At 70.6% G+C, this 20,399-nt stretch carries 16 protein-coding genes, 2 tRNA genes and 1 pseudogene; 16 read left to right on the plus strand and 3 right to left on the minus strand.

The genetic code is table 11. The features are described 5' to 3' along the window. From ABZ904_RS17335 to ABZ904_RS17380, 10 genes are all read left to right on the plus strand, one after another. Positions 1–1,626 (plus strand): ADP-ribosyltransferase (locus ABZ904_RS17335; protein ID WP_361824010.1); only part of this gene is annotated, 1,626 nt, incomplete at its 5' end. Positions 1,627–1,667: 41 nt separating this feature from the next. Beyond that, positions 1,668–2,072, plus strand: a complete 405-nt coding sequence (locus tag ABZ904_RS17340) for a hypothetical protein (RefSeq protein WP_361003962.1) — start codon at positions 1,668–1,670, stop codon at positions 2,070–2,072. After that, complete coding sequence (locus ABZ904_RS17345; RefSeq protein WP_361003934.1) at positions 2,065–2,463, plus strand: hypothetical protein; 399 nt, start codon at positions 2,065–2,067, stop codon at positions 2,461–2,463. Before ABZ904_RS17340 ends, ABZ904_RS17345 begins: the two co-directional genes overlap by 8 nt. Before the next feature lie 160 nt (positions 2,464–2,623). Continuing rightward, complete coding sequence (locus ABZ904_RS17350) at positions 2,624–3,100, plus strand: HD domain-containing protein (protein WP_361824013.1); 477 nt, start codon at positions 2,624–2,626, stop codon at positions 3,098–3,100. A 57-nt stretch (positions 3,101–3,157) separates the two neighbouring features. Beyond that, positions 3,158–3,478, plus strand: coding sequence for a hypothetical protein (locus tag ABZ904_RS17355; protein WP_359390769.1), 321 nt, complete (start codon positions 3,158–3,160; stop codon positions 3,476–3,478). Between the two features lie 109 nt (positions 3,479–3,587). Continuing rightward, positions 3,588–4,943, plus strand: coding sequence for a type VII secretion integral membrane protein EccD (gene eccD / locus ABZ904_RS17360; RefSeq protein ID WP_361824016.1), 1,356 nt, complete (start codon positions 3,588–3,590; stop codon positions 4,941–4,943). Between the two features lie 48 nt (positions 4,944–4,991). Next, positions 4,992–6,185: a MinD/ParA family protein gene (locus ABZ904_RS17365; protein ID WP_361824019.1), complete on the plus strand. Its 1,194-nt coding sequence runs from the start codon at positions 4,992–4,994 to the stop codon at positions 6,183–6,185. Positions 6,186–6,207: 22 nt separating this feature from the next. Next, positions 6,208–10,239, plus strand: coding sequence for a type VII secretion protein EccCa (gene eccCa / locus ABZ904_RS17370; RefSeq protein WP_361824021.1), 4,032 nt, complete (start codon positions 6,208–6,210; stop codon positions 10,237–10,239). 82 nt (positions 10,240–10,321) lie between these two features. Further along, positions 10,322–11,755, plus strand: coding sequence for a DUF6177 family protein (locus ABZ904_RS17375; RefSeq protein WP_361003949.1), 1,434 nt, complete (start codon positions 10,322–10,324; stop codon positions 11,753–11,755). 113 nt (positions 11,756–11,868) lie between these two features. Continuing rightward, positions 11,869–12,687 carry a class I SAM-dependent methyltransferase gene (locus tag ABZ904_RS17380; protein WP_361824025.1) on the plus strand — a complete coding sequence of 273 codons (819 nt, stop codon included), beginning with the start codon at positions 11,869–11,871 and terminating at the stop codon, positions 12,685–12,687. A gap of 19 nt (positions 12,688–12,706) precedes the next feature. Here ABZ904_RS17380 and ABZ904_RS17385 read toward each other — a convergent pair whose 3' ends face one another. Continuing rightward, positions 12,707–13,873 (minus strand): acyltransferase family protein, encoded by a 1,167-nt coding sequence (locus ABZ904_RS17385; RefSeq protein WP_361824028.1) that lies wholly within the window; start codon positions 13,871–13,873, stop codon positions 12,707–12,709. 513 nt (positions 13,874–14,386) lie between these two features. Here ABZ904_RS17385 and ABZ904_RS17390 point away from each other — a divergent pair. Then, positions 14,387–14,581, plus strand: a complete 195-nt coding sequence (locus ABZ904_RS17390) for a hypothetical protein (protein ID WP_059131620.1) — start codon at positions 14,387–14,389, stop codon at positions 14,579–14,581. A 512-nt stretch (positions 14,582–15,093) separates the two neighbouring features. Here ABZ904_RS17390 and ABZ904_RS17395 read toward each other — a convergent pair. After that, a complete protein-coding gene (locus ABZ904_RS17395; protein ID WP_361003958.1) occupies positions 15,094–15,300 on the minus strand; it encodes a hypothetical protein in 207 nt (68 codons plus the stop codon). A gap of 35 nt (positions 15,301–15,335) precedes the next feature. Between ABZ904_RS17395 and ABZ904_RS17400 the strand changes: the two are divergent. Then, positions 15,336–15,707 (plus strand): annotated as a pseudogene (locus ABZ904_RS17400) (hypothetical protein); the annotation flags it as partial. Between the two features lie 603 nt (positions 15,708–16,310). Here ABZ904_RS17400 and ABZ904_RS17405 read toward each other — a convergent pair. Continuing rightward, positions 16,311–16,381: transfer RNA gene (locus ABZ904_RS17405), tRNA-Gly, on the minus strand. Between the two features lie 153 nt (positions 16,382–16,534). Here ABZ904_RS17405 and ABZ904_RS17410 point away from each other — a divergent pair. From ABZ904_RS17410 to ABZ904_RS17425, 4 genes are all read left to right on the plus strand, one after another. Further along, positions 16,535–16,611, plus strand: a tRNA-Pro gene (locus ABZ904_RS17410). 202 nt (positions 16,612–16,813) lie between these two features. Further along, complete coding sequence (gene tig / locus ABZ904_RS17415; protein WP_359390796.1) at positions 16,814–18,199, plus strand: trigger factor; 1,386 nt, start codon at positions 16,814–16,816, stop codon at positions 18,197–18,199. Between the two features lie 591 nt (positions 18,200–18,790). Continuing rightward, entirely contained in the window at positions 18,791–19,402 is a 612-nt protein-coding gene (locus ABZ904_RS17420) for an ATP-dependent Clp protease proteolytic subunit (RefSeq protein ID WP_359391153.1), read from the plus strand. 152 nt (positions 19,403–19,554) lie between these two features. Beyond that, a complete protein-coding gene (locus ABZ904_RS17425) occupies positions 19,555–20,235 on the plus strand; it encodes an ATP-dependent Clp protease proteolytic subunit (protein WP_359390799.1) in 681 nt (226 codons plus the stop codon). The last annotated feature ends 164 nt before the right edge of the window (positions 20,236–20,399 follow it).

Raw genomic sequence — 20,399 nt, forward strand, 5'->3', positions numbered from 1 at the left:
CCGGCTCGTGCCGCGGGTGCGGTCACCTTCAATGTGCTGACGACCGTGTTCACGGGTGGTGCGGGGGGTGCGGCGTCGGGTGCGGGCAAGGCGGGGGCGGTTGCGAGGGCGTTGTCGCTGGCGGGCAAGGCGGGCAGGGTCATCGACCCGATGACGTACATCGCCAAGGGTGCCGGAGCCGGTCTGTCGAAGATCGGGGACATCGGCAAGGCGCTGAAGGGCGTCGGCAACATCGAGATCCCCAAGCTCCCGGACGGCTCCGTCCATCTGCCGGACGGCCGCCTGCTGGACCCGAACGGCAACCTCATCGCCCATGACGGCACCATCGACACCACACCGGTACCGCACGAGGTGGCACCGGGCCTCCCGGCCCACTGGACGATCCAGGAGCCGGCGCTCTCGGGGGTACGCGCGGGAGACGGCGCGGCGGGCGGAGTGACACACACGACCGACGCGGCGGCAACGGGCGGCCACTACGACATCCCGCCGGACGGTCATTACGACACGGCACTGGGTGGTCACTACGACACGGCGCCGGGCGGCACCATCGGTCACACGCCGAGCGGCACCTTCGACGGCACGCCGGCGTCGTACGACCACGCGCCGACCACGACACCGCACGAGGCCCCTACGGTCCCGCCGCACACGGGGCACGACGTCCCGTCCGGCACGCCCCACCCGGGGCACGACTTCCAGCACGGCACCGACCACACGCCGCACAGCACCGGGCACGACACCCCGGGCGGCCACACGCACGACGGGTCCCACGGCGCGGGGCATGACGGGCATGGCCACGATGGTCAGGGCCATGACGGCACGGGTCACGACGGCGCCGGGCACGATGCCGCGCACGCCGGTGACGACGCGGGGGTCGGGCACGACGGCGTGGACGTGGCCGCGCACCAAGGCGCCGACGCCCCGGGCCACCCGGGCACGGACACGCTGGGGCACGGCGGGGCCGGGGAGCCGTTCGAGTACAAGCCGCTCGTGTCGGGGGACGACTTCGACAACCTTGCCACCGACGCGGAGAAGCACGCGGTGGCCACAGCGGAACTGGAGCACGGCACAAATCCGGCGCCCAGCGCCAGCGACGAAGCAGGGCAGGGCTACGGTGACGCCTACTGGAACAACTTCCTGGATACCCTCGATCCCTCTGGCAAGGATGCACTGCATACCTACAGTGATCACTACTACACACAGATCAACGGTCACCTGCGGGGCGCCGAACCCGATGTGTCCCCCGGCATCGTGCACACCATCAATGAGATGGACCGAGTCATGGGAAGCCGCCCCGTGCCGGAAAACATCATCGTCGTGCGCGGCACCGGGATCGAGCACCTCAACCTGAGGTCGCCGATGGAGATGGTGGGCCACTCTTACGGGGACCCTGGGTACACCTCCACGGCGCTCGGAAAGACGGTGCCGCCGCCCTTCCGGCACAAGCCAGTGGTCATGCACTTGCGGGTGCCAAAAGACACGCCTGCCCTCTGGATTGACCACATCTCCGCGAATCCCGGAGAACGGGAACTCCTCCTCGCGCGCGGTACGAACTACAAGGTGACGCGCGTATTCATGGATGAGGCAGGCAAGTGGCACGTCTACGGGGAGGTTCTACCGAAGCCGTAGCCTCGTTGCGGATCAGGTGGATGTAAAGGAATGTGGACATCATGAGCAGTGAACGACCGATCAACCCGCGTTTCGACGACGACATGAGGTTCGTGGAAAGGCCGGGCGGTCCGCCGCGCTACAGGGACTGGACCGACAAGCCGGTGCAGTACTTCACGGTGATCGACAAGCAGGGCGGCGCGGTCCTTGGATATGTGTGGGCCGGTGACGAGGACGATGCCGCTGCGTACGAACCGCAGCAGGCCGCCGGACCTCGGGGGGTCAACGAGAGCGGCTTCTGGATTCGTCGGTTGCGCAATGCCAAGGAACGGGGTATTCGACCGTCCCAGGCTCTCGCCGAGTTGCTGGCCGACCCGGAACCAGGTGGCAAGGGACGGCCTGTGCCCGGTTCTTTGACCGACGCTCCGAACGCCGCCGCAGTCGAAGCCCTTGCCAAAGGTGAGTAGGGAACAGCGGATCAACCCGCGCTTCGCAGAAGATCTGCCGTTCAACGAGGTCAGCGGACCGCCGCGGTACAACCGTGCCACCGACGGCCCGGTTCAGTACGCGAGCATCGCCAATGCGGCCGGCTCGGTCATCGGATATGTGTGGGCCAACGACGCGGATGAGGCGGCCGGCTGGCTGACGCCACCAGGGCTTCGTCCTGCGGACCTCAATGCCGGTGCTCCGTGGCTCTGGAAGCTGCGGGACGCCAAGGCTCGCGACCTTGCGCCCACCGCTCTACTCGCCGAGCTGATGGAAGGTGCGGGTGACAGCGAGAGGAGTCACGTCGTACCCGGTTCACTCTCCGAGATGGGGACTCTTGGAGCGCTCAGGGACCTGGTGAGCAGGGGCTGACCAGGCGTCACGCATTGCCGACTGCCCAAGACGTCGAACCTTCGGGCGGCACCGAGCCTCCACCGCCCCCGCATCCCCCGACCGCAACTGGGCTGTACTCCCCGCTCGTCCATGCCTTATGTTGCAGGGGCAAAGTTAGGGGGAGCTTGTCATGCCGCTCATGCCGCACGAACCGCGGTCGTCAGAGGCACATATGAGCCTGGCCGAGGTCGAGGCCGTCGCACGTGCCGCGCACGCCGCGCAGAAGGACAAGGCCGGGCGGCCTTACGCGGAGCATCTTCAGGCCGTCGCCGAGGGCGTACGGGCCCGGGGCGGTGGCGACGAACTCGTGGCCGCCGCCTGGCTGCACGACTCCGTGGAGGACGGCGTCCTCACCGAGGAGTGGCTGGAGGCGGCCCCGTTGTCACAGGTGACGAAAGACGTCGTGCGAGCCGTCACCAAGCACCCGGAAGAGGAGCCGGACGCGTACGCCAGGCGCATCCTCGCCACTCCGGGCGCCCGGCTCGTCAAGGCGGCCGACCTCGCGCACAACGCCGACCCGCACCGGCTCGCGGCCCTCGACGCCCCCACCGCCGAGCGGCTCACCCGCAAGTACGCGGCCATGCGCGAGTACCTCGGTCTCGGTGCAGATGACTGACGGGCCGACGGCGACCGCGGCCGACACAGGACGGTACGGAACGGCACGGGACTGCTGATGGCACGGGACTACGACAGCCAGTTGCTGGAGTCGGTGGCGGTACGCCGCCGGCGGATGCGTGACGCGCTGCTGTTCGGCACCCAGCGCGGCCGGCGCACGGTGGACGAGCGGCTCGGCAAGATGTTCGCGGGCATCGCGATCGCCGCCGTACTGTGCGCCGGTTGCGTCGGCTGGTCCTTCCTCCAGGCCACCCTGGCCAAGCAGAAGGCCGAGCAGAAGAAGCAGGAGCAGCAGCAGGAGCAGTTGTACGCCCCGTCCGGCGGAAGCGGCGGCCAGACGCCCACCGCCGACGGCACGAAGCAAGGTACGAAGAGGTGAACCCGGTTCGCCGGGTGGGCATGGCCCTGCCAGGGAGGTCGCATGCCTCCACGGAACCCCCGTACGGACACACCGTTTCGGACGACATCGCGATGATAGGTTCCCCCAAGTGGTGAGCACAGCAACGACTTCCCGGGCCCAGCTGAGCCGGGTCACCCTGGTCGGTGAGCGACGGCGAGCCGACATCGTCCTGCCGTCGGACACCCCGATCGGCCAACTGCTCCCCGACATCCTGCAGTTGCTCGACGACCGGGCCGCCGCACGCCCCATGACACGGCAACTCGTCACCTCGGACGGCTCGGTGCTGCCGCACGACGCCACGCTGTCCTCGGCCGAGATCGCCGACGGCGCCGTGCTCCAGCTCGTGCGGGCGCACGCCGCCCCGCCCGCGCCGGTCGTGCACGATGTCACGGACCAGGTCGCCGACGACCTCGACCTGCGCGCCTGGCGCTGGCGCCCGGCCGCCCGCCGGGTCACCGCCGGCGTGGCCACCTTCGTCTTCGCGGTGACCGCGGCCGTCCTCGCCCGGCACGAGTTCGACCTCCGCCCCCTCGCCACGGGACTGGTGGCCGCCACCCTCGTCCTGCTCCTCGCCGGAGCCCTGGTGGCCAAGGTCGGGAACGGCAACCAGGGACTGGCCACCGCGCTGCTCCTCGCCTCCGGCGGGCTCGGGCCGCTCACCGCCTGGACCGCCGCCGACGCCTACGACTGGCCCGGGACGGCCCGGCTCGCCGGTGTCGTGGCCGCGCTGGTGCTCACCCTCGTGCTGCTCGCCTTCTTCTCGCCGCTCGGCCGCGGCGGGCTCATCGGGGCGGGCGCGGCGGCGGTCATCGCCGTCGTCTGGGAGACGGTCGCCGCCGTGCAGGGCCAACCGGCCCGGCTCGGCGCCGTGATGGCCGTGCTCTCCGTCGTGCTGCTCGGGCTGCTGCCCCGTTTCGCGCTGATGGCCTCCGGTCTGACCGGGCTCGACGACCGCAGGTCGGGAGGCGTCTCGGTCAGTCGGCACGAGGTCGGCAACGCGCTGGCGGCCACGCACCGCGGGCTCGCCCTCGCGACGATCGCCACCGCCGTCTCGGCCGCCGGCGGCGGCTGGCTGCTGACCACCGCGCCGGAGCCGACCGTGTGGACCGTGTCCCTCACATCGCTGGTCGCCGTCGTGCTGCTGTCCAGGGCCCGGGCGTTTCCGCTGGTCGCCGAGGTGGTCGCGCTGTTCGCCGCCGCCGCGCTGCTCGTCGTACGCCTGGTGGTGCTCTGGATGGACCACGCCGCGGGCGCCGGACCGCTCGCCGTGCTGTGCGCGGCCGCGGTGCTGCCGCTGCTGGTCCTTGCCGTGCAGCCGCCGGAGCATGTGCAGGTACGGCTGCGGCGCGTCGGCGATCTGATCGAGTCGATCGGTGTGATCGGGCTGTTCCCGCTCGCCGTCGGCGTGTTCGGCATCTACGGGCAGCTGCTCAACAAGTTCTGACAGATGGTGCGGCCGCTCCGGGCGGGGCGGACAGGAGAGAAGGGCGACATGCCGAACGGGGAGAACTGGCAGAGCGACGTGCTGCGCAACCTCAGGGGCGGATCCGGGCAGCAGGGCCCCGAGGCGCACCCGCAGGGCACGCCCGTCCCCGGTGCCGCACAGCCGCACCCGCAGGGCGCACCCGCGCAGGGGCAGGCGTACGAGCACTCCCAGCAGCCCGTGCCCGAGCAGGCGTACGCCGGACAGCAGGGCGCCGCCGCGCAGCCTCAGCACCGTCCGGTGCCCGCCCAGCGGCCCGCCGGCCCTCGGCCGCAGCCCCGCACCCCCGACTCACGCCCCGTCGTCGACAAGCAGCTCGCCGGCGCCGGCCTCAAGCCCCGCCATGGCGAGCCGCTCTCCGCTCGTGCCCTGCGCGCCGTGCGCCGTACCGTCTCCTCCTCCGCCGCCCGTGAGGTCGCCGGAGCCACCGCCACCGCCGAGGTGCTCCAGCAGGCCGTGACCACCGGGCGGCAGATCGCCGTCACCTCGATCCGCGGCGGAGCCGGCAAGACGACCGTCGCCGCCCTGCTCGGCACCACGTACGCGCACTACCGGCACGACCCGACCCTCATCATCGAGGCCGACCCGGCCCTCGGCACGCTGCCGCTCAGGCTCGGCGCCGAGACACTGCGCTGGACCACCGGCGATGTCGCGGGCATCGTGGAGCCGCAGATGTCGCTGCTCGACGTCACCGGTTATCTCGTCCAACTCCCGGACAACGCCTGGCTGCTGCCCGGCAGCCAGGGCCAGATCGGCGCGATGCTGGACACCAAGGCGTACGAGCGGGTCATGGTGTCCCTGCGGCGCTACTTCGGCGTCACCGTCGTGGACTGCGAGACCCTGCCCGCCGAGGTCGCCCGTGTCGCCCTGTCCGCCTCCCAGGCGCGGGTGCTGACCGCGCCGGCCACGCTGGAGGGCGTCTCCAGCACCTTCGCCGTCCTGGAGTGGATGCGCGGCCTGCCGCGCCATGTCATCGAGGGGACCGTCGTCACGCTGACCGAGATGGTCCCGCACACCGGACTCGACGCCACCAAGGCCGCGGAGACGCTGCGCGCGACCGGCGCCCGGGTCCACGTACTGCCCTACGACCGGCACCTGGCGGCGGGCGGCGCGATCCGCACCGAACTCCTCGCACACGCCACCCGGCTGGCCGCCACACGCCTGGCCGCGGAGGTCTTCCAGCTCTCCCAGAAGCGCCGCTGAAGCAAGGGGGAGGACACGGCACATGAGCACCCGACTGATCCACCGGCCGGCCCGCACCACCCGGCCCCCGGCGGCCCCCGAGCCGCGCACCATCGAGGCGCCGCCCAACCTGCCCGAGGGCAAGGCCGGTTCGATCGCGACCTCGCTGCTGCCCGTGGCCGGCGTGATGTCGTCCGTGGTGATGATGACCGTCGTGCGCAACAGCCAGTTCGCGGGGCTCGGCGCGATCATCCTGGTGGTCACCATCGCCGGTTCCATGGCGCTGGTGTTCTCCCAGCGCGGCAAGGCCCAGCGGACCCGCCGCACCCAACGCGAGGCGTATCTCGCGTACTTGGAGGACACGCGCGAGGAGCTGTCCAAGGAGGAACGGGAGCGGCGCGAGACGGCGCAGGTGCTCAACCCGCCGCCGGACGCGCTGTACGACATAGTCCGCGATCCGGCCCGCCTGTGGGAGCGGCGGCGCCTGGACGCCGACTTCCTGCGCGTGCGCGTCGGCACCGGTGAGATGCCCGTACGGGATCTGAGGGTCGGCCAGCAGAGCTCGTCCGTGCTCACCCCACCGGACCAGTTCATGCTGAACGAGGCGTCCGCGCTGACGGCCCGCTTCGGCACCGGCACGGAACTCCCGCTCACCGTCCCGCTGGACCGGGTCGGCAACATCAGTGTCATCGGCCCCCGCGAGGACACTCTGCGGGTGGCCCGCGCCCTGATCGTCCAGGCCGCCGCGACGCACGCTCCGGACGACGTCGCCATGGCGCTCGCCGTCCCCGGGGACCGGCTGGCGGAGTGGGAGTGGGCCAAGTGGCTGCCGCATCTGCTCGACTCCGAGCAGTTCGACGGCCCGGTCGCCGCCCGCCGCATCGCCCCCTCACTGCCCCAGCTGTCCCGCCAGATCGGCCCCGAGCTGCGCCGCCGTGCCTCCTACGCGGCCGAGGTGCGCCGCGGTCTGTCCGGCAAGGACGCCCTCGCCATGACCTCCCGGCTGCTCGTGGTCACCGACGGCCATGGCGAGGACGCCGTCGACCTGCCCCGCCCCGACGACGCGGTCGGCCTGCGCGACATGGGCGTCACCGTGCTGCACCTGCTCGACCAGCGGATCCAGGAGCCCGGCCAGGTCGGGGTCCGGATCACGGTGGAGGGCGACCGGATCGTCATCGAGGACCTGCGCGAGGCCGAGCCGATCAGCGCACACGGCACGGTCGACGAGGTCGGCATCCCGTTCGCCGAGGGCCTGGCCAGGATGCTCGCCCCGCTCAGGCTGTCGGCCGAGTCCATGGTCGACGCGCCGCTGACCGGCCCGGTCGACTTCGCGGAGCTGCTCGGCATCGACGACGTGGCCCACCTCGACCTCGACCGGCTGTGGGCGCCGCGCGGCGAACGCGCCTTCCTGCGCGTGCCGATCGGCATCAGCGACAGCCGCGAGCCGGTCCTGCTCGACCTGAAGGAGTCCTCGGAACTGGGCATGGGCCCGCACGGTCTGTGTGTCGGCGCCACCGGTTCCGGCAAGTCCGAGCTGCTGCGCACCCTGGTCCTCGCGCTGGTCGCAACCCACCCCCCGGAGGACCTCGCGCTGGTCCTGGTCGACTACAAGGGCGGCGCCACCTTCGCCCCCTTCGCGGACCTCCCGCACGTGGCCGGAGTGATCACCAACCTGGAGAACCAGGCGGGCCTGGTGGAGCGCGTGCACGCGTCGCTGGCGGGCGAGGTCAAGCGCCGCCAGCAGGTCCTCAAGGACGCCGGAAACGTCGCCGACATAGGTCACTACGCCGCCCTGCGCGCCGAGAAGCGCCCCGACCTCGAGCCCCTGCCGCATCTGTTCGTCGTCATCGACGAGTTCGGCGAACTCCTCACCGCCAAGCCGGACTTCATCGACCTGTTTCTGTCGATCGGCCGGATCGGCCGCTCCATCGGCGTGCATCTGCTGCTGTCCAGCCAGCGCATCGAGGGCGGCAAGCTCAAGGGCCTGGACACGTATCTGTCCTACCGGCTCGGTCTGCGCACCTTCTCCGCCGACGAATCCCGTACGGTCCTGGACACCACGGACGCCTTCCATCTGCCGCCGCTGCCCGGCTTCGGCTACCTCAAGGTCGACACCAGCCACTACGAGCGGTTCAAGGCGAGCTACGTCTCCGGCGGCTACCGGGGTCCCGTCCAGCGCGAGGAGGAGGACACCGGACCGCTCGCCCTGGAGTACGCGGCGTACAACACCCTGGGCCAGGCTGAGGGTTCGGGCCCCGAGGAGCCGCAGATGCGGCGCCGCGAGACCGGTCCCACCGAGATGGGCGTCATGGTCCAACAGATCGAGCGCGGGGCCGGGTCCCGGCCCGTGCGCCAGATCTGGCTGCCTCCGCTGCCCGACGCCATCGCGCTCGACAAGGTCGCCGGACCCGTCGAGGTCGGGCCGCGCGGTATGCAGCTCGCCGATCAACGGGGGCGCGCGGAGCGCTCGTCGGCCGGGAGTGGCCGGGCCGCCGGCGGGAAGGGTCCGCTCCGGGTGCCGATGGGCATCCTGGACGATCCGACGAAGCAGTGGCAGGGCCAGTGGTACCTGGACCTGACGGTCGCGGGCGGCCATGTGGCGGTCATCGGCGGGCCGCAGTCCGGCAAGACGACGCTGATGCGCACCCTCGGCCTCTCCCTGGCGCTCACGCACACCCCGCAGGAAGTCGGCATCTACGGCCTCGACCTGGTCGGCGGCGGTCTCCAGGCCCTCGCCGGGCTGCCGCACGTCGGCGGGGTCGCGGGCCGCGCCGACCGCGAGCGCGCCGCACGCACGATCGACTCCGTGCGCGGCATGCTCGACCAGCGCGAGGAGCTGTTCCGGATCCACAACATCGACTCGCTGGAGCAGCTGCGCACCCTGCGAGCGGCGGGCCGTCTGCCGGAGCTGGCCTCCACCGAGGTCGTGCTGCTCATCGACGGCTTCGGCGCCCTGCGTGACGACTTCGAGGAACTGGACGACCCGGTCGTCGACATCCTCAAACGAGGCGGCGGCTACGGCATCCACGTCGTCGCCGGCATGCTCCGCTGGAACGACGTGCGCATCGCCACCCAGTCCCAGTTCGGCACCCGCGTCGAACTGCGCCTGAACGACCCGAGCGAGTCCAGCGTGGACCGCAAGCTCGCCGAGACCCTCGCACCGGAGGAGAAGGGCCGCGTCCTCACCGACGGCAAGCTCTTCGCCCAGGTCGCGCTGCCGCGCACGGACGGCCTCGCCGACACCGCGGACCTCGGCGCCGTCCTGGAACGCACCGCCCGTACGGTCCGCGCCACCTGGACCGGTGACGTCGCCCAGCCCGTGCGCGTGCTGCCGCACGTGCTGGAACCCCGGCTGCTGCCCGGCCCGTCGGCCGAGCCGCGCCGGGTGCCGATCGGCCTGGACCAGAACCGGCTGGCGCCCGTCCTGCTCGACCTCTTCGCGCACGACCAGCATCTGCTGATCATGGGCGACAGCGAGTGCGGCAAGACCAATCTGCTGAAGGTCGTCGCGAACGGGCTCATCGAGCGCTACAGCGAGGACGAACTGGTCTTCGGCGTCATGGACCCGCGGCGCGGACTGCGCGGCGCGATCCCCGAGGAGTACCGCGGCGGCTACGCCTACAACTCCAAGCTGGCCGGAGCCCTGTCGGCCGGTATCGCCGGCGAGCTGGAGAAGCGGCTGCCCGACGAGAGCGCGGACAGCGAGGACCTGGAGCCGGGCAGCTGGGGCACGGGCCCCCGGATCGTGATCCTGGTCGACGACTACGACGTGCTGACCACGGCGGGCCAGCAGCCCCTCGCCCCCTTCCTGCCGTATATCCCCTCCGCCGTCGACATCGGCCTGCACTTCGTCGTCACCCGCCGGGTCGCGGGCGCCGCCCGTGGCCTGTACGAGCCGCTGCTCCAGGGCCTGCGCGAGTCCGGCGCCTCGGCGCTGGTGATGGCGGGCGACCGCAGCGAGGGCCAGCTCTTCCCCGGTGTGTACGCCACTCAGCAGCCGTCGGGGCGCGGGGTACTGGTGCGCCGGGGCGAGCCGAACCGACTGATCCAGACCGTGTACGCGGGGGACCGGTGAACCGGGCGGTCTCCGCGGTGCGCCCAGGGGACCGGAGCCGTACGACACCCGAACCCACCACGTCGAAGGACCTGCCGACCTCATGACCAAGGACGTCATCGCCCTCACCCAGAAGATGCCCGACCCGCTGAGCGTGATCGCGGGTCTGCTCTCCGGCGGCCCGGACAAGCTGGTGGGCACGGAGGGCGAGGGCGCGGTGGTGCAGCTCTGCGACGAGCAGGGGCGCCCGCTCGTCTCCGTGGAGGCGCCGCTGCTGGTCCAGGTCAGGGGTGAGGCGCAGCGGCTGCTCGGCGCGCGCGAGCCCGAGGTGCCGTACTGGTGGACCGAGGCCCGGGCCACCACCGGCGTCGCGGAGGCCGAGCAACTGGCGGGCACCTTCGCGGCCCGTCTGGCCTCGCTCGTCGGGGGCACCGCCTGGCCGCCGCAGGCCGCGACCTCCCTGGCCGTGGTGAAGACCGACGGAGTGAGCGCGGTGCCGACGCCCGCCGCCGCCCAGCCCGCCGTGGATGTGCTCACCGACAAGGTCGCCGTCGTCATCCAGGACCGCCCGGTCGTCGCGATGACGGCCTGGCTCTCGGACGCCCTGCGCGCGGCGGCCGCAGCCGAACTCGGCCTGCAGATCGTGACGCCCGCGGGCACCCGCCTGTCTCCCGCCGTCCGCAACAGTCTGCCGGGCTGGCCCTCGCGCTGGGTCGTGCAGGACGAGAAGGACGGGTACTACGACGGGCTGTCCGGGGCCGTCCTGGAGTGGAAGAACGGCCTGTTCGTGACGGTGGAGTCGCCGGACGCCACCCCACAGGACCCGCGCACCCCGGTCGCCGACTCCTTCAAGCAGGACCTCGCGGAGAACGCGGCCATGGGGGAGCGGCAGCTCGCGATCTCCTTCCGGGCCGTCCACCCGGCGGACGACCGGCTCGTTCTGGGCGGAGCGCTGGAAACCGTGTGGCGCGAGATCACCGGCGAGCCACCGGCCGGGTGGGGCACCGAGGAGCCCGCCAACCTGCCGTGGTCACTGCGGCAGTTGACGGACGCGGCGCACGAGCGGTCACCCGCTCCGACCTGGCTCGTCGTGGTCGGCACCCCGGAGCGCCCCGGGCTCGCGACGGTCCGCATCAGCCGTACGAAGGCCGGGGTCGAGGAGGACGTCACCCTGGCGTTCGGTTACCGGCCAGGCGAGGAGGTGCCGACGGACGCGGTCCGCGCGGCAGCCGAGGCGCTGGCGACCCGGCACGACCTCCAGTCGATGCTGGTCCAGATCCGCAAGGCCCGCCGCGACCTGTCCGTACCGCCGCGCTTCGAGGGCCCGGGCGTACCGTTCGCCTTCGTCCTGGGCGCCGAGGAGGTCCGTGCGATGCCGGGTGACAGGGCCCGCCGCACTCCTCTGTATGAGGCCCCGATCCCGCTCGGCCCCAGAACGCGCCCGGCGCTCTACTACCCGCTGCCGGGGGATCCGGGGGACCTCTCCGGATGGCAGGACTTCGAGAGACTGATGCGACACCTCAAGGGCACTTCGTAAGGAGAGGACCCCAGGGCGCCCCTTGGGCCGCGAACGACTCGCCGTCCCCCGCGGGGCCTCGCGGGCACTCACCGTGCGCCCCTTGCGGGCGGACTTCGCCTAGCCTGCTCCGCATGTCCGACGACACCGCGCACGCGAAGCGCGACGAACGGCCCGAGGAATCCCGGCGGGTGCGCCTGGGCCGGATCTTCGACGAGGACGCGGAGCTGTACGACCGGGCCAGGCCCGGATATCCGCCGGAGCTGTACGACGACCTCGTGGAACTCGCGGGTGCCTGCCCCGGCAGCCGCGTACGGGAGGTGGGCTGCGGGACCGGCCGGGCGACGGTGCCTCTGGCCGGACGCGGCCGCCGGATCACGGCTGTCGAGGCGGGTGCGCACATGACGGCCGTGGCCGCGGCGGTAGAGGTGGTGACGGCGGACTTCGAGAGCTGGTCGCTGCCGGAGGAGCCCTTCGACGCGGTCGTCTCGGCGACGGTGTTCCACTGGATCGATCCGGCGGTGCGGACGGCCAAGGCCGCCGACGCGCCGCGTCCGGGCGGAGCGCTCGCCGTGGTGCCCAGCCGGCATGTGATGGGCGGCACCGAGGAGTTCTTCGTCGAGGTCCAGCGCTGCTACGAGCGCTGGGATCCGGACTCTCCGCCCGGGCTGCGGCCCCCCGCGGCGGCCGGCATCGACGGTTCCGACCATGCCGAGGAGGTGGCGCGAAGCGGCCGGTTCGGTCCCACGGTCTTCCGCCGCTACGAGCAGGACCTCACGTACGGCACATCGGACTATCTGGAGCTGCTGCGGACCTGTTCCGGTCACCGGGCCCTTCCCGAAGCCGCCAGAGACGGGCTGATGGCGTGCATCGCGGGCCTGATCGACGGGTGGTATGGCGGCCGGGTGACCAAGCGGTATCTCATCGAGCCGGCAGTGTCACCCAGGCGGTGACACTGCCCCGGCGCATCGCCTAGGCCCCGGCCCGCTCGTGTGCGAGGGCGGACGCGTCCCGCTTGAACGCCCACTCCATCTTCGGCTCCATCACGTACCGGAACACGCGCCGCACCGGAGCGGTGCACAGCACGGTCACGACAGCCCCGGCGAGCAGGGTCACGAACAGTTCACCGAGCGGCCGGTGCAGCCAACCGTGGTCGTACCAGCCCCGGTAGTCCGCGCCCTTCACGAAGAACCCGTGCAGCAGGTAGCCGTACAGCGTGCCCGCGCCCAGTGTCGTGAACCACATCTGCCGACGCGGTACCCACGAGAAGAAGCAGGCCGTGAGCAGCAGGGAGCAGCCCAGCAGGGCGAGCACCATGATCGGACCGCACCACCACGGCACCCCCAACTCGTGTGCGCTGTCGCGGTGGTAGAACCAGGCGGGGTTCATCCGCGGCACGGCCCACCAGGCCACGGCGAGCCCGCCGGCGAGCACCGGGACCGACAGGACGCGCACCGCGCGGCGCCGGAACAGCTGGAAGTGCTCCGGTTTCATCGACAGGCCGATGACGAAGAACGGCAGGAACTGCAGCACCCGCTGAAGGTCCAGGTCGTCGCCGATGTCGGGGGAGACGGAGGCGAGCATCGCGACCGCGATCGCGAGCGGGATCGGGTAGCGGACCAGCTTCCAGATGGGGGTCGTCAGCCGCCAGATGAACAACGCGATCAGGAACCATGTCAGGTACCAGGGGTCGAGCAGGCTGATCGCCAGATCAGGGTCGCCGCCTATCGCACGCTTGAAGAGCACGTACGCCGTCTCGAACACGACATACGGCACGACCACCCCCGTCAGCAGCCTCTTCAGCCGGTCGGGGCGCAGGTCGAAATTGCGCGAGAAGTAGCCCGAGATGAGGATGAACGCCGGCATGTGGAAGGCGTAGACGAACATGTACGCCGCTTCCAGGGTGCGATGGCCGCCTTTGAGGGGCTCCCAGGAGTGCCCCATCGCCACGAGCACGATCGCGAGGTACTTGGCGTTGTCGAAGAAGGCGTCACGCTGCTTGGCGGGCGGCTCGGCGGCGGTCCGGGAACCGCGTGGAGCCGGTACTCCCTCGGTCGGTGACTGTGCCGAGGGGGGTGGCGACGGCGGTGCCGGGGACGGCCCTGTCGCTCTTGCGGAGGATGAGGCAGCGTGGAACATCTGAGGCACCCTAGCGTTGTCATGGGCTTCCGTAAAACCCTCGATGCGAATACCGGTTTCGCCTGCGTATACCCCCGATTCGGGAAAGTCGACGTCGTGTGAGCGTGTTCCGTCGCACATTGCCGAACATGCGGATTTACCTACCACGTAGGGGTGTTGTGTCCGTATTCATCCGGACTAAAGCGGGCATAGTGCCGGTGGGCGACTCTGGCGGAATGTCCGATCCGAAGGGATCGGTCGAGCGTATTCGAATTACCTGCGTGCGTGATGTGTGGCCATGGAAACGATCACTGTGGATTCGCCCGCAGGGATCCTCTTAAATGCCCTTCGGGCGGGCGGTGTTCATCGTCACGTTCCGGCGCTGCGCACGCGCTGCGCGCGGCTGACGTGGCCGACGATGCCTCACGGGCCGCATAGGGTGGGCCGGTTGGTGGCACGATGGTTCCAGCGGGGGTGCGCTGTAAGGGTGGCCCCCGGGCCGGGAGAGCGGACCGACCGAGGGTGTGATCAGTTGTGGCCATTTCGCTGTCAGTGGTGCTGCTGTTGGCGATCATCCTGGTGGTGTTGATCCGAGGAGGCTCGATCAAGGCGGGCCCAGCGATCGTGGCCATCCTCTTCGGCTTCTTCCTGGCCTCGACCGGTATGGCGCCGTCCATAAACCGGTTCCTGAACTCGATAGCCGACACCATCAACTCGATCAACTTCTGAGCGAACGCGAACGCGGACGCGGATGGGGTTGTTCGCGGATGCGGCCGCTCTCGTGACCGCACCCGCCGGCGGACGGACCCGGCGCTCCCGGTGGAGCGGATGGTCGCCGGCGGGCGAGCTGTACCTTCGCCGCACCGGTGACGCATGCGAACGCCGCTGCGCCCCGTAGCCGCGAGTGTGCTCCGCGTGTGGCGTATACGCGACAAAAGCCGACCGGGACTGGTGGGTCAGTCGCCGACGAACCACGGGCAGCTGTCGAACGAGGTTGCGCGCCGCTCGAGCCTGGCCGCCAGGCCGGCGCTGCGGCGGTCTGCCGCGCGCTTTCGCAGTGCGGGTGCAGCTCGGGGACCTCGGGCAGAGCAGTGACGGTCTCCTGCTCGTTCAGCGACGTATCGCCGTACGGATCGACAGCGGCCGGCCTGCCGCCGACCCGGCTGTGCCGGACATGGGTGCGGGCTCTGCCGACCGCCTGCTCCCGCCCGCGGCGGATGGAACCCTGGCACCGGTGGCCTCTACGAGACCGGCCAGGTCGGGGCGGCGAAGTCGAACAACCGGCCGGGATGGCTGCTGCTCGGGCCGGCGATTCTTGCGCTGGCCGGGATCGTCGTAGGCGCCTGGATCATGACCAAGGGAACCGAGGGCATCTTGGAGAACTTCGCGATCAGCGGCACTGTCTTCGGTGCGACGATCGCGACGCTGGTGCTCTCCGTGGAGGACATCTTCCTGACCGCGGAGCCGGCCCCGGCGGGGCGCGCCCGCGATCGGTGTCGGCAACGTCATCGGCAGCGTCGTGTTCTCGGTGACCGCGAAGGTGGGCATCATCGCCCTGGCCGGCGGCGCGCTCGTGATCACCCCGGAGGTCTTCAGGTGGCACCTGCCGGCCCTCGTGGCCATCAACGGGTTCGCCGCCTACGCCCTTCTCACCGGGCACCTCAGGCGTTGGCACGGCGTGGTGCTGCTGGTGGCCTACATCGCCTACTGGGCCATCAGCTTCACCGTGTTCTGGCTGGTTCCCGTCGACGATGCACCAGGCTCCGACGACGCGCGGCGGCCGGGCATCGAAGCACCAGCGGTCCCGGGCACGCCCGTCCCCGACAACGACGACGCGCCTGCCCGATTACCCTGATCGCCCTGCCCGCCGACAGCGACTGGAAGACAGGCGTCTTGCCGGGCTGCTGGTCAGAGCTCGGCCACGACGTCGTGATCCGGCATCTGCCCGCCCCCTGTCACTCGGTTGGCAACAGGTGCGCGACCAGTAATCACCAGCAGTCTCGGGTCGCGGGCGGCACAGGTGTGGTCGGCGGCGACCTGCGGGCTGACGGCGGCCGAGGGCGTCGCGGACGCGGGCCGTGGCGAGGCGGGTCGTCCGGAGGGCGAGGACGATGCGACCGGCGCCGACGTGGCGGCCGACGAGTGTGCGACCGGCGGTGCGGTCGGTCCATCGACCGAATCCGGTGCGCCGGCCTGTACCGCACAGCCGACAGTCCTCAGCAGGATCGCGCAGCCGAGCACACGCCCCCACAGGCTCCCCACGGGGCGACCGTAGCAGGCGTTCGGTGGCCCGGATCATCCCGGCCTCCGAGGCGATATCCGCGCCGTCATCTCACGACGGGACGAGAGGGCCGCCTACCCCACGGGCACGCAACGGGCACGTAGGGCCGGGCGAAGATCGAAAATGCATCAGGGCCAGGACGAGGAAAGATCCTCCGACCTGGCCCTGAGTCACAAGAGCGGGCGACGGGAATCGAACCCGCGTAGCTAGTTTGGAAGACTAGGGCTCTACCATTGAGCTACGCCCGCAACAGGACGCGCCGCAGGTCAGTGACCGCGGCACAGAAGGCATCGTAGCGGGTCGCCCACCCCGGAGGCCAACGCGTTGGTCTGTGCGTTCACCCATCTGCAATCCGGCCGACGTGACCGGTCCGGGCATGTACCCTACGTGTCGCACCAGCACGGGGTGTGGCGCAGCTTGGTAGCGCGTCCGCTTTGGGAGCGGAAGGCCGTGGGTTCAAATCCCGCCACCCCGACCACCGATCGGCGTCACTCGGCGACGACTCGACTGATCGCCTTTTGGGACGCCCAGTGCCTGCGGTTACTATGCAAGCTGCGCGCCCGTGTGTCTGCACTGCCCAGTCTCTCAGGCAGGGGCCCGCGAATCCGCCGAAGGCCCGCCCGTCCCGGGCGGAGCAGCTCGGCAGAACCCCAAGAAGTCAGCCACAAGGAGACCGAACCGTGAAGAGCGCCGTGGAGACCCTGAACCCGACCCGGGTTCGGCTCACTGTCGAGGTGCCCTTCGAGGAGCTCAAGGACAGCCTCGACGCGGCGTACAAGAAGATCAACCAGCAGGTCACGGTGAAGGGCTTCCGCAAGGGCAAGATCCCGGCCCGGGTCATCGACCAGCGGTTCGGTCGCGGCGCCGTGCTCGAGGAGGCCGTCAACGACGCGCTTCCGAAGTTCTACACCGAGGCGGTCAACGAGGCCGAGCTGAACCCGTTGGGCCAGCCCGAGGTCGACATCAAGGAGCTGAAGGACAACGAGGTGCTGTCCTTCACCGCCGAGGTCGACGTCCGCCCCGCCATCGAGATCCCGGACTACTCCGGCATCGACGTCGAGGTCGACGCCGTCGAGGTGACGGACGAGGACATCGAGAAGTCCGTCGAGCAGCTGCGCGACCGCTTCGCGTCGACGAGCCCGGTCGAGCGCGCCGCCGAGGACGGTGACGTCGTCACGATCGACCTCGAGGCCAAGGTCGACGGCGAGGTCCTCGAGGACGGCGTCGCCAGCGGCGTCTCCTACACCATCGGCTCCGGCGAGCTGCTCGACGGCGTCGACGACGCCGTCAAGGGCCTGTCGGCCGGCGAGGAGGCCACCTTCACCTCTGAGCTGAAGGGCGGCTCCGCCGCCGGCAAGGAGGCCGAGGTGACGGTCAAGGTCACCCAGGTCGCCTCCCGCGAACTCCCCGAGCTGGACGACGAGTTCGCTCAGCTCGCCTCCGAGTTCGACACGCTGGAGGAGCTCAAGGCGGACAGCCGCAAGCGCCTCGAGAACATGAAGCAGTACGACCAGGCCACGCAGGCCCAGGAGCGTGTCCTGGACAAGCTGCTCGAGCTGGTCGAGGTCCCGATCCCCGAGAAGCTCCTCGAGGACGAGATCAACACCCGTAAGCACAACCTCGAGCACCACCAGCTCGGCCAGATGGGTCTGACCCTCGACAAGTACCTGGAGATCCAGGGCAAGAGCGCCGAGGAGTACGAGGCCGAGACGCGCGAGGCCGCGATCAAGGGCATCAAGACCCAGTTCGTCCTGGACGAGCTGGTCAACAAGGAGAAGCTGAGCGTCAGCCAGGAGGAGCTCACCGAGCACCTCATGCGGCGTGCGGCCTCCTCCGGTATGTCCCCCGACCAGTTCGCCCAGGCGGTCGTCGAGGGCGGCCAGGTCCCGATGCTCGTCGGTGAGGTCGCCCGCGGCAAGGCCCTGGCGGTGGTGGTCGAGGCCGCCACGGTCAAGGACACCAACGGTGAGCCCGTCGACCTGGACGACGAGGACGAGGACGAGTCGGAGGCCACGGAGGCCGCCGACGAGGCCGCGGAGGCCGGCGAGGCGAAGCCGGAGGCGTAACCCTCACGGACACCTGCCGTACCACGGGCCCCGGGACGCCATGCGTCCTGGGGCCTGTCCTCGTACGCGGACGGCGTAACCGGGGGGCGGCCTTCTTCGGCCGTCAGGGGAGGGCCGGGGCGCCCGGCAGGAGTCAGGGGCGGGCGCCGCTCCAGGGGGCGCGGAGGACCGCACGCGCGACCCCGGCAGACCGGCGCCGGTGGGCTGCCCCGCGCCCTCCGGGGGGAAGGGACCGGGCCCGCGACGGGAGCCTCGCAAGAGGCCCGGACCCGTACGGGCGCCCCCGAACGACCCGCACAGCGCGCCCGCCGCACGTCCCATGGCGACAATGGTCACGGAGCCCGGGGCGACAGCCCGTCACGGCGCCCCGGACGCCGGGTCCCGCAAGGCCAACGCCCATGCGCTGACAGCGAACACCCGCAGAAGCGGGATGGCACCCGCCTGCCTGCGCGTTAGGGTCCATGAATACGAGGGCAGGGGAGTCCCCGAAGCCGCCCGTGCGAGGGGCGCACGGGGTCCCACGCCCCGGCAGAACACGTGAGACGGCTCCGCGCCGTCGTAAGACGAGCAGGTGGATACGTGACGAATCTGATGCCCTCCGCCGCCGGCGAGCCTTCCATCGGTGGCGGCCTCGGCGACCAGGTCTACAGCCGGCTGCTCAACGAGCGGATCATCTTCCTCGGCCAGCCGGTGGACGACGACATCGCCAACCGGATCACTGCACAGCTGCTGCTCCTTGCCGCCGACCCGGACAAGGACATTTACCTCTACATCAACAGCCCCGGCGGCTCCATCACGGCCGGTATGGCTATCTACGACACCATGCAGTACATCAAGAACGACGTGGTGACCATCGCCATGGGCATGGCGGCGTCGATGGGGCAGTTCCTGCTCAGCGCGGGCACCCGGGGCAAGCGCTTCGCCCTGCCCAACGCCGAGATCCTGATCCACCAGCCCTCGGCCGGCCTCGCCGGTTCGGCGTCCGACATCAAGATCCACGCCGAGCGGCTGCTGCACACCAAGAAGCGCATGGCCGAGCTCACCTCCTTCCACACCGGCCAGTCGGTCGAGCAGATCACCCGTGACTCGGACCGCGACCGCTGGTTCGACGCCGAGGAGGCGAAGGGCTACGGCTTGATCGACGAGGTCATCACCACCGCTGCCGGCATGCCGGGCGGCGGAGGCACCGGGGCGGGCTCGTAAGGCCTCACCGGGCCCGTACGGCCGGTAGACCCCGACGGGGCTCCCACCGGGCCCGTACCGCCCGGTCAGGCCCCCTACGGGCTCACCGGGCCTCTGGGCCCCAGCGCCTCTTCAGCCCCCAGCCACCGCCTCAGCCCTTTTCAGGAGACACCGTGAACGACTTCCCCGGCAGCGGCCTCTATGACCGTGCGCGTGCCGAGTACACCGCCCCCGTGGCCGAGTCCCGCTACGTCATCCCGCGCTTCGTGGAGCGCACCTCGCAGGGCATCCGCGAGTACGACCCTTACGCGAAGCTCTTCGAGGAGCGCGTGATCTTCCTCGGCGTCCAGATCGACGACGCCTCCGCCAACGACGTCATGGCACAGCTGCTGTGCCTGGAGTCGATGGACCCCGACCGCGACATCTCGGTCTACATCAACAGCCCGGGCGGATCCTTCACCGCGCTCACGGCCATCTACGACACGATGCAGTTCGTGAAGCCGGACATCCAGACGGTCTGCATGGGCCAGGCCGCCTCCGCCGCCGCCGTGCTGCTGGCCGCCGGCACCCCGGGCAAGCGCATGGCGCTCCCGAACGCCCGGGTGCTGATCCACCAGCCGTACAGTGAGACGGGCCGCGGTCAGGTCTCCGACCTGGAGATCGCCGCCAACGAGATCCTCCGGATGCGCTCGCAGCTGGAGGAGATGCTGGCCAAGCACTCGAACACGCCGATCGAGAAGATCCGCGAGGACATCGAGCGCGACAAGATCCTGACGGCCGAGGACGCGCTCGCGTACGGCCTGATCGACCAGATCATCTCGACCCGCAAGATGAACAACGCATCTGTCCGCTGACGCGAATCCACCGGATTCGTCATCGGATCTGTATCGTCTGCCGCCCCTTGGCGCGGTGTGACTCGGTACACGTCAAAGTGAACCGTGCCAAGGGGGGCCCGAACGGGGGGCCCGGCAAGGTACCGTCGGACATAAGGCAGCACCAGGAGCCGCTGGACGTAAGG

The sequence above is a fragment of the Streptomyces sp. NPDC046900 genome (genome assembly GCF_040644975.1).
Classification (GTDB): Bacteria; Actinomycetota; Actinomycetes; order Streptomycetales; family Streptomycetaceae; genus Streptomyces.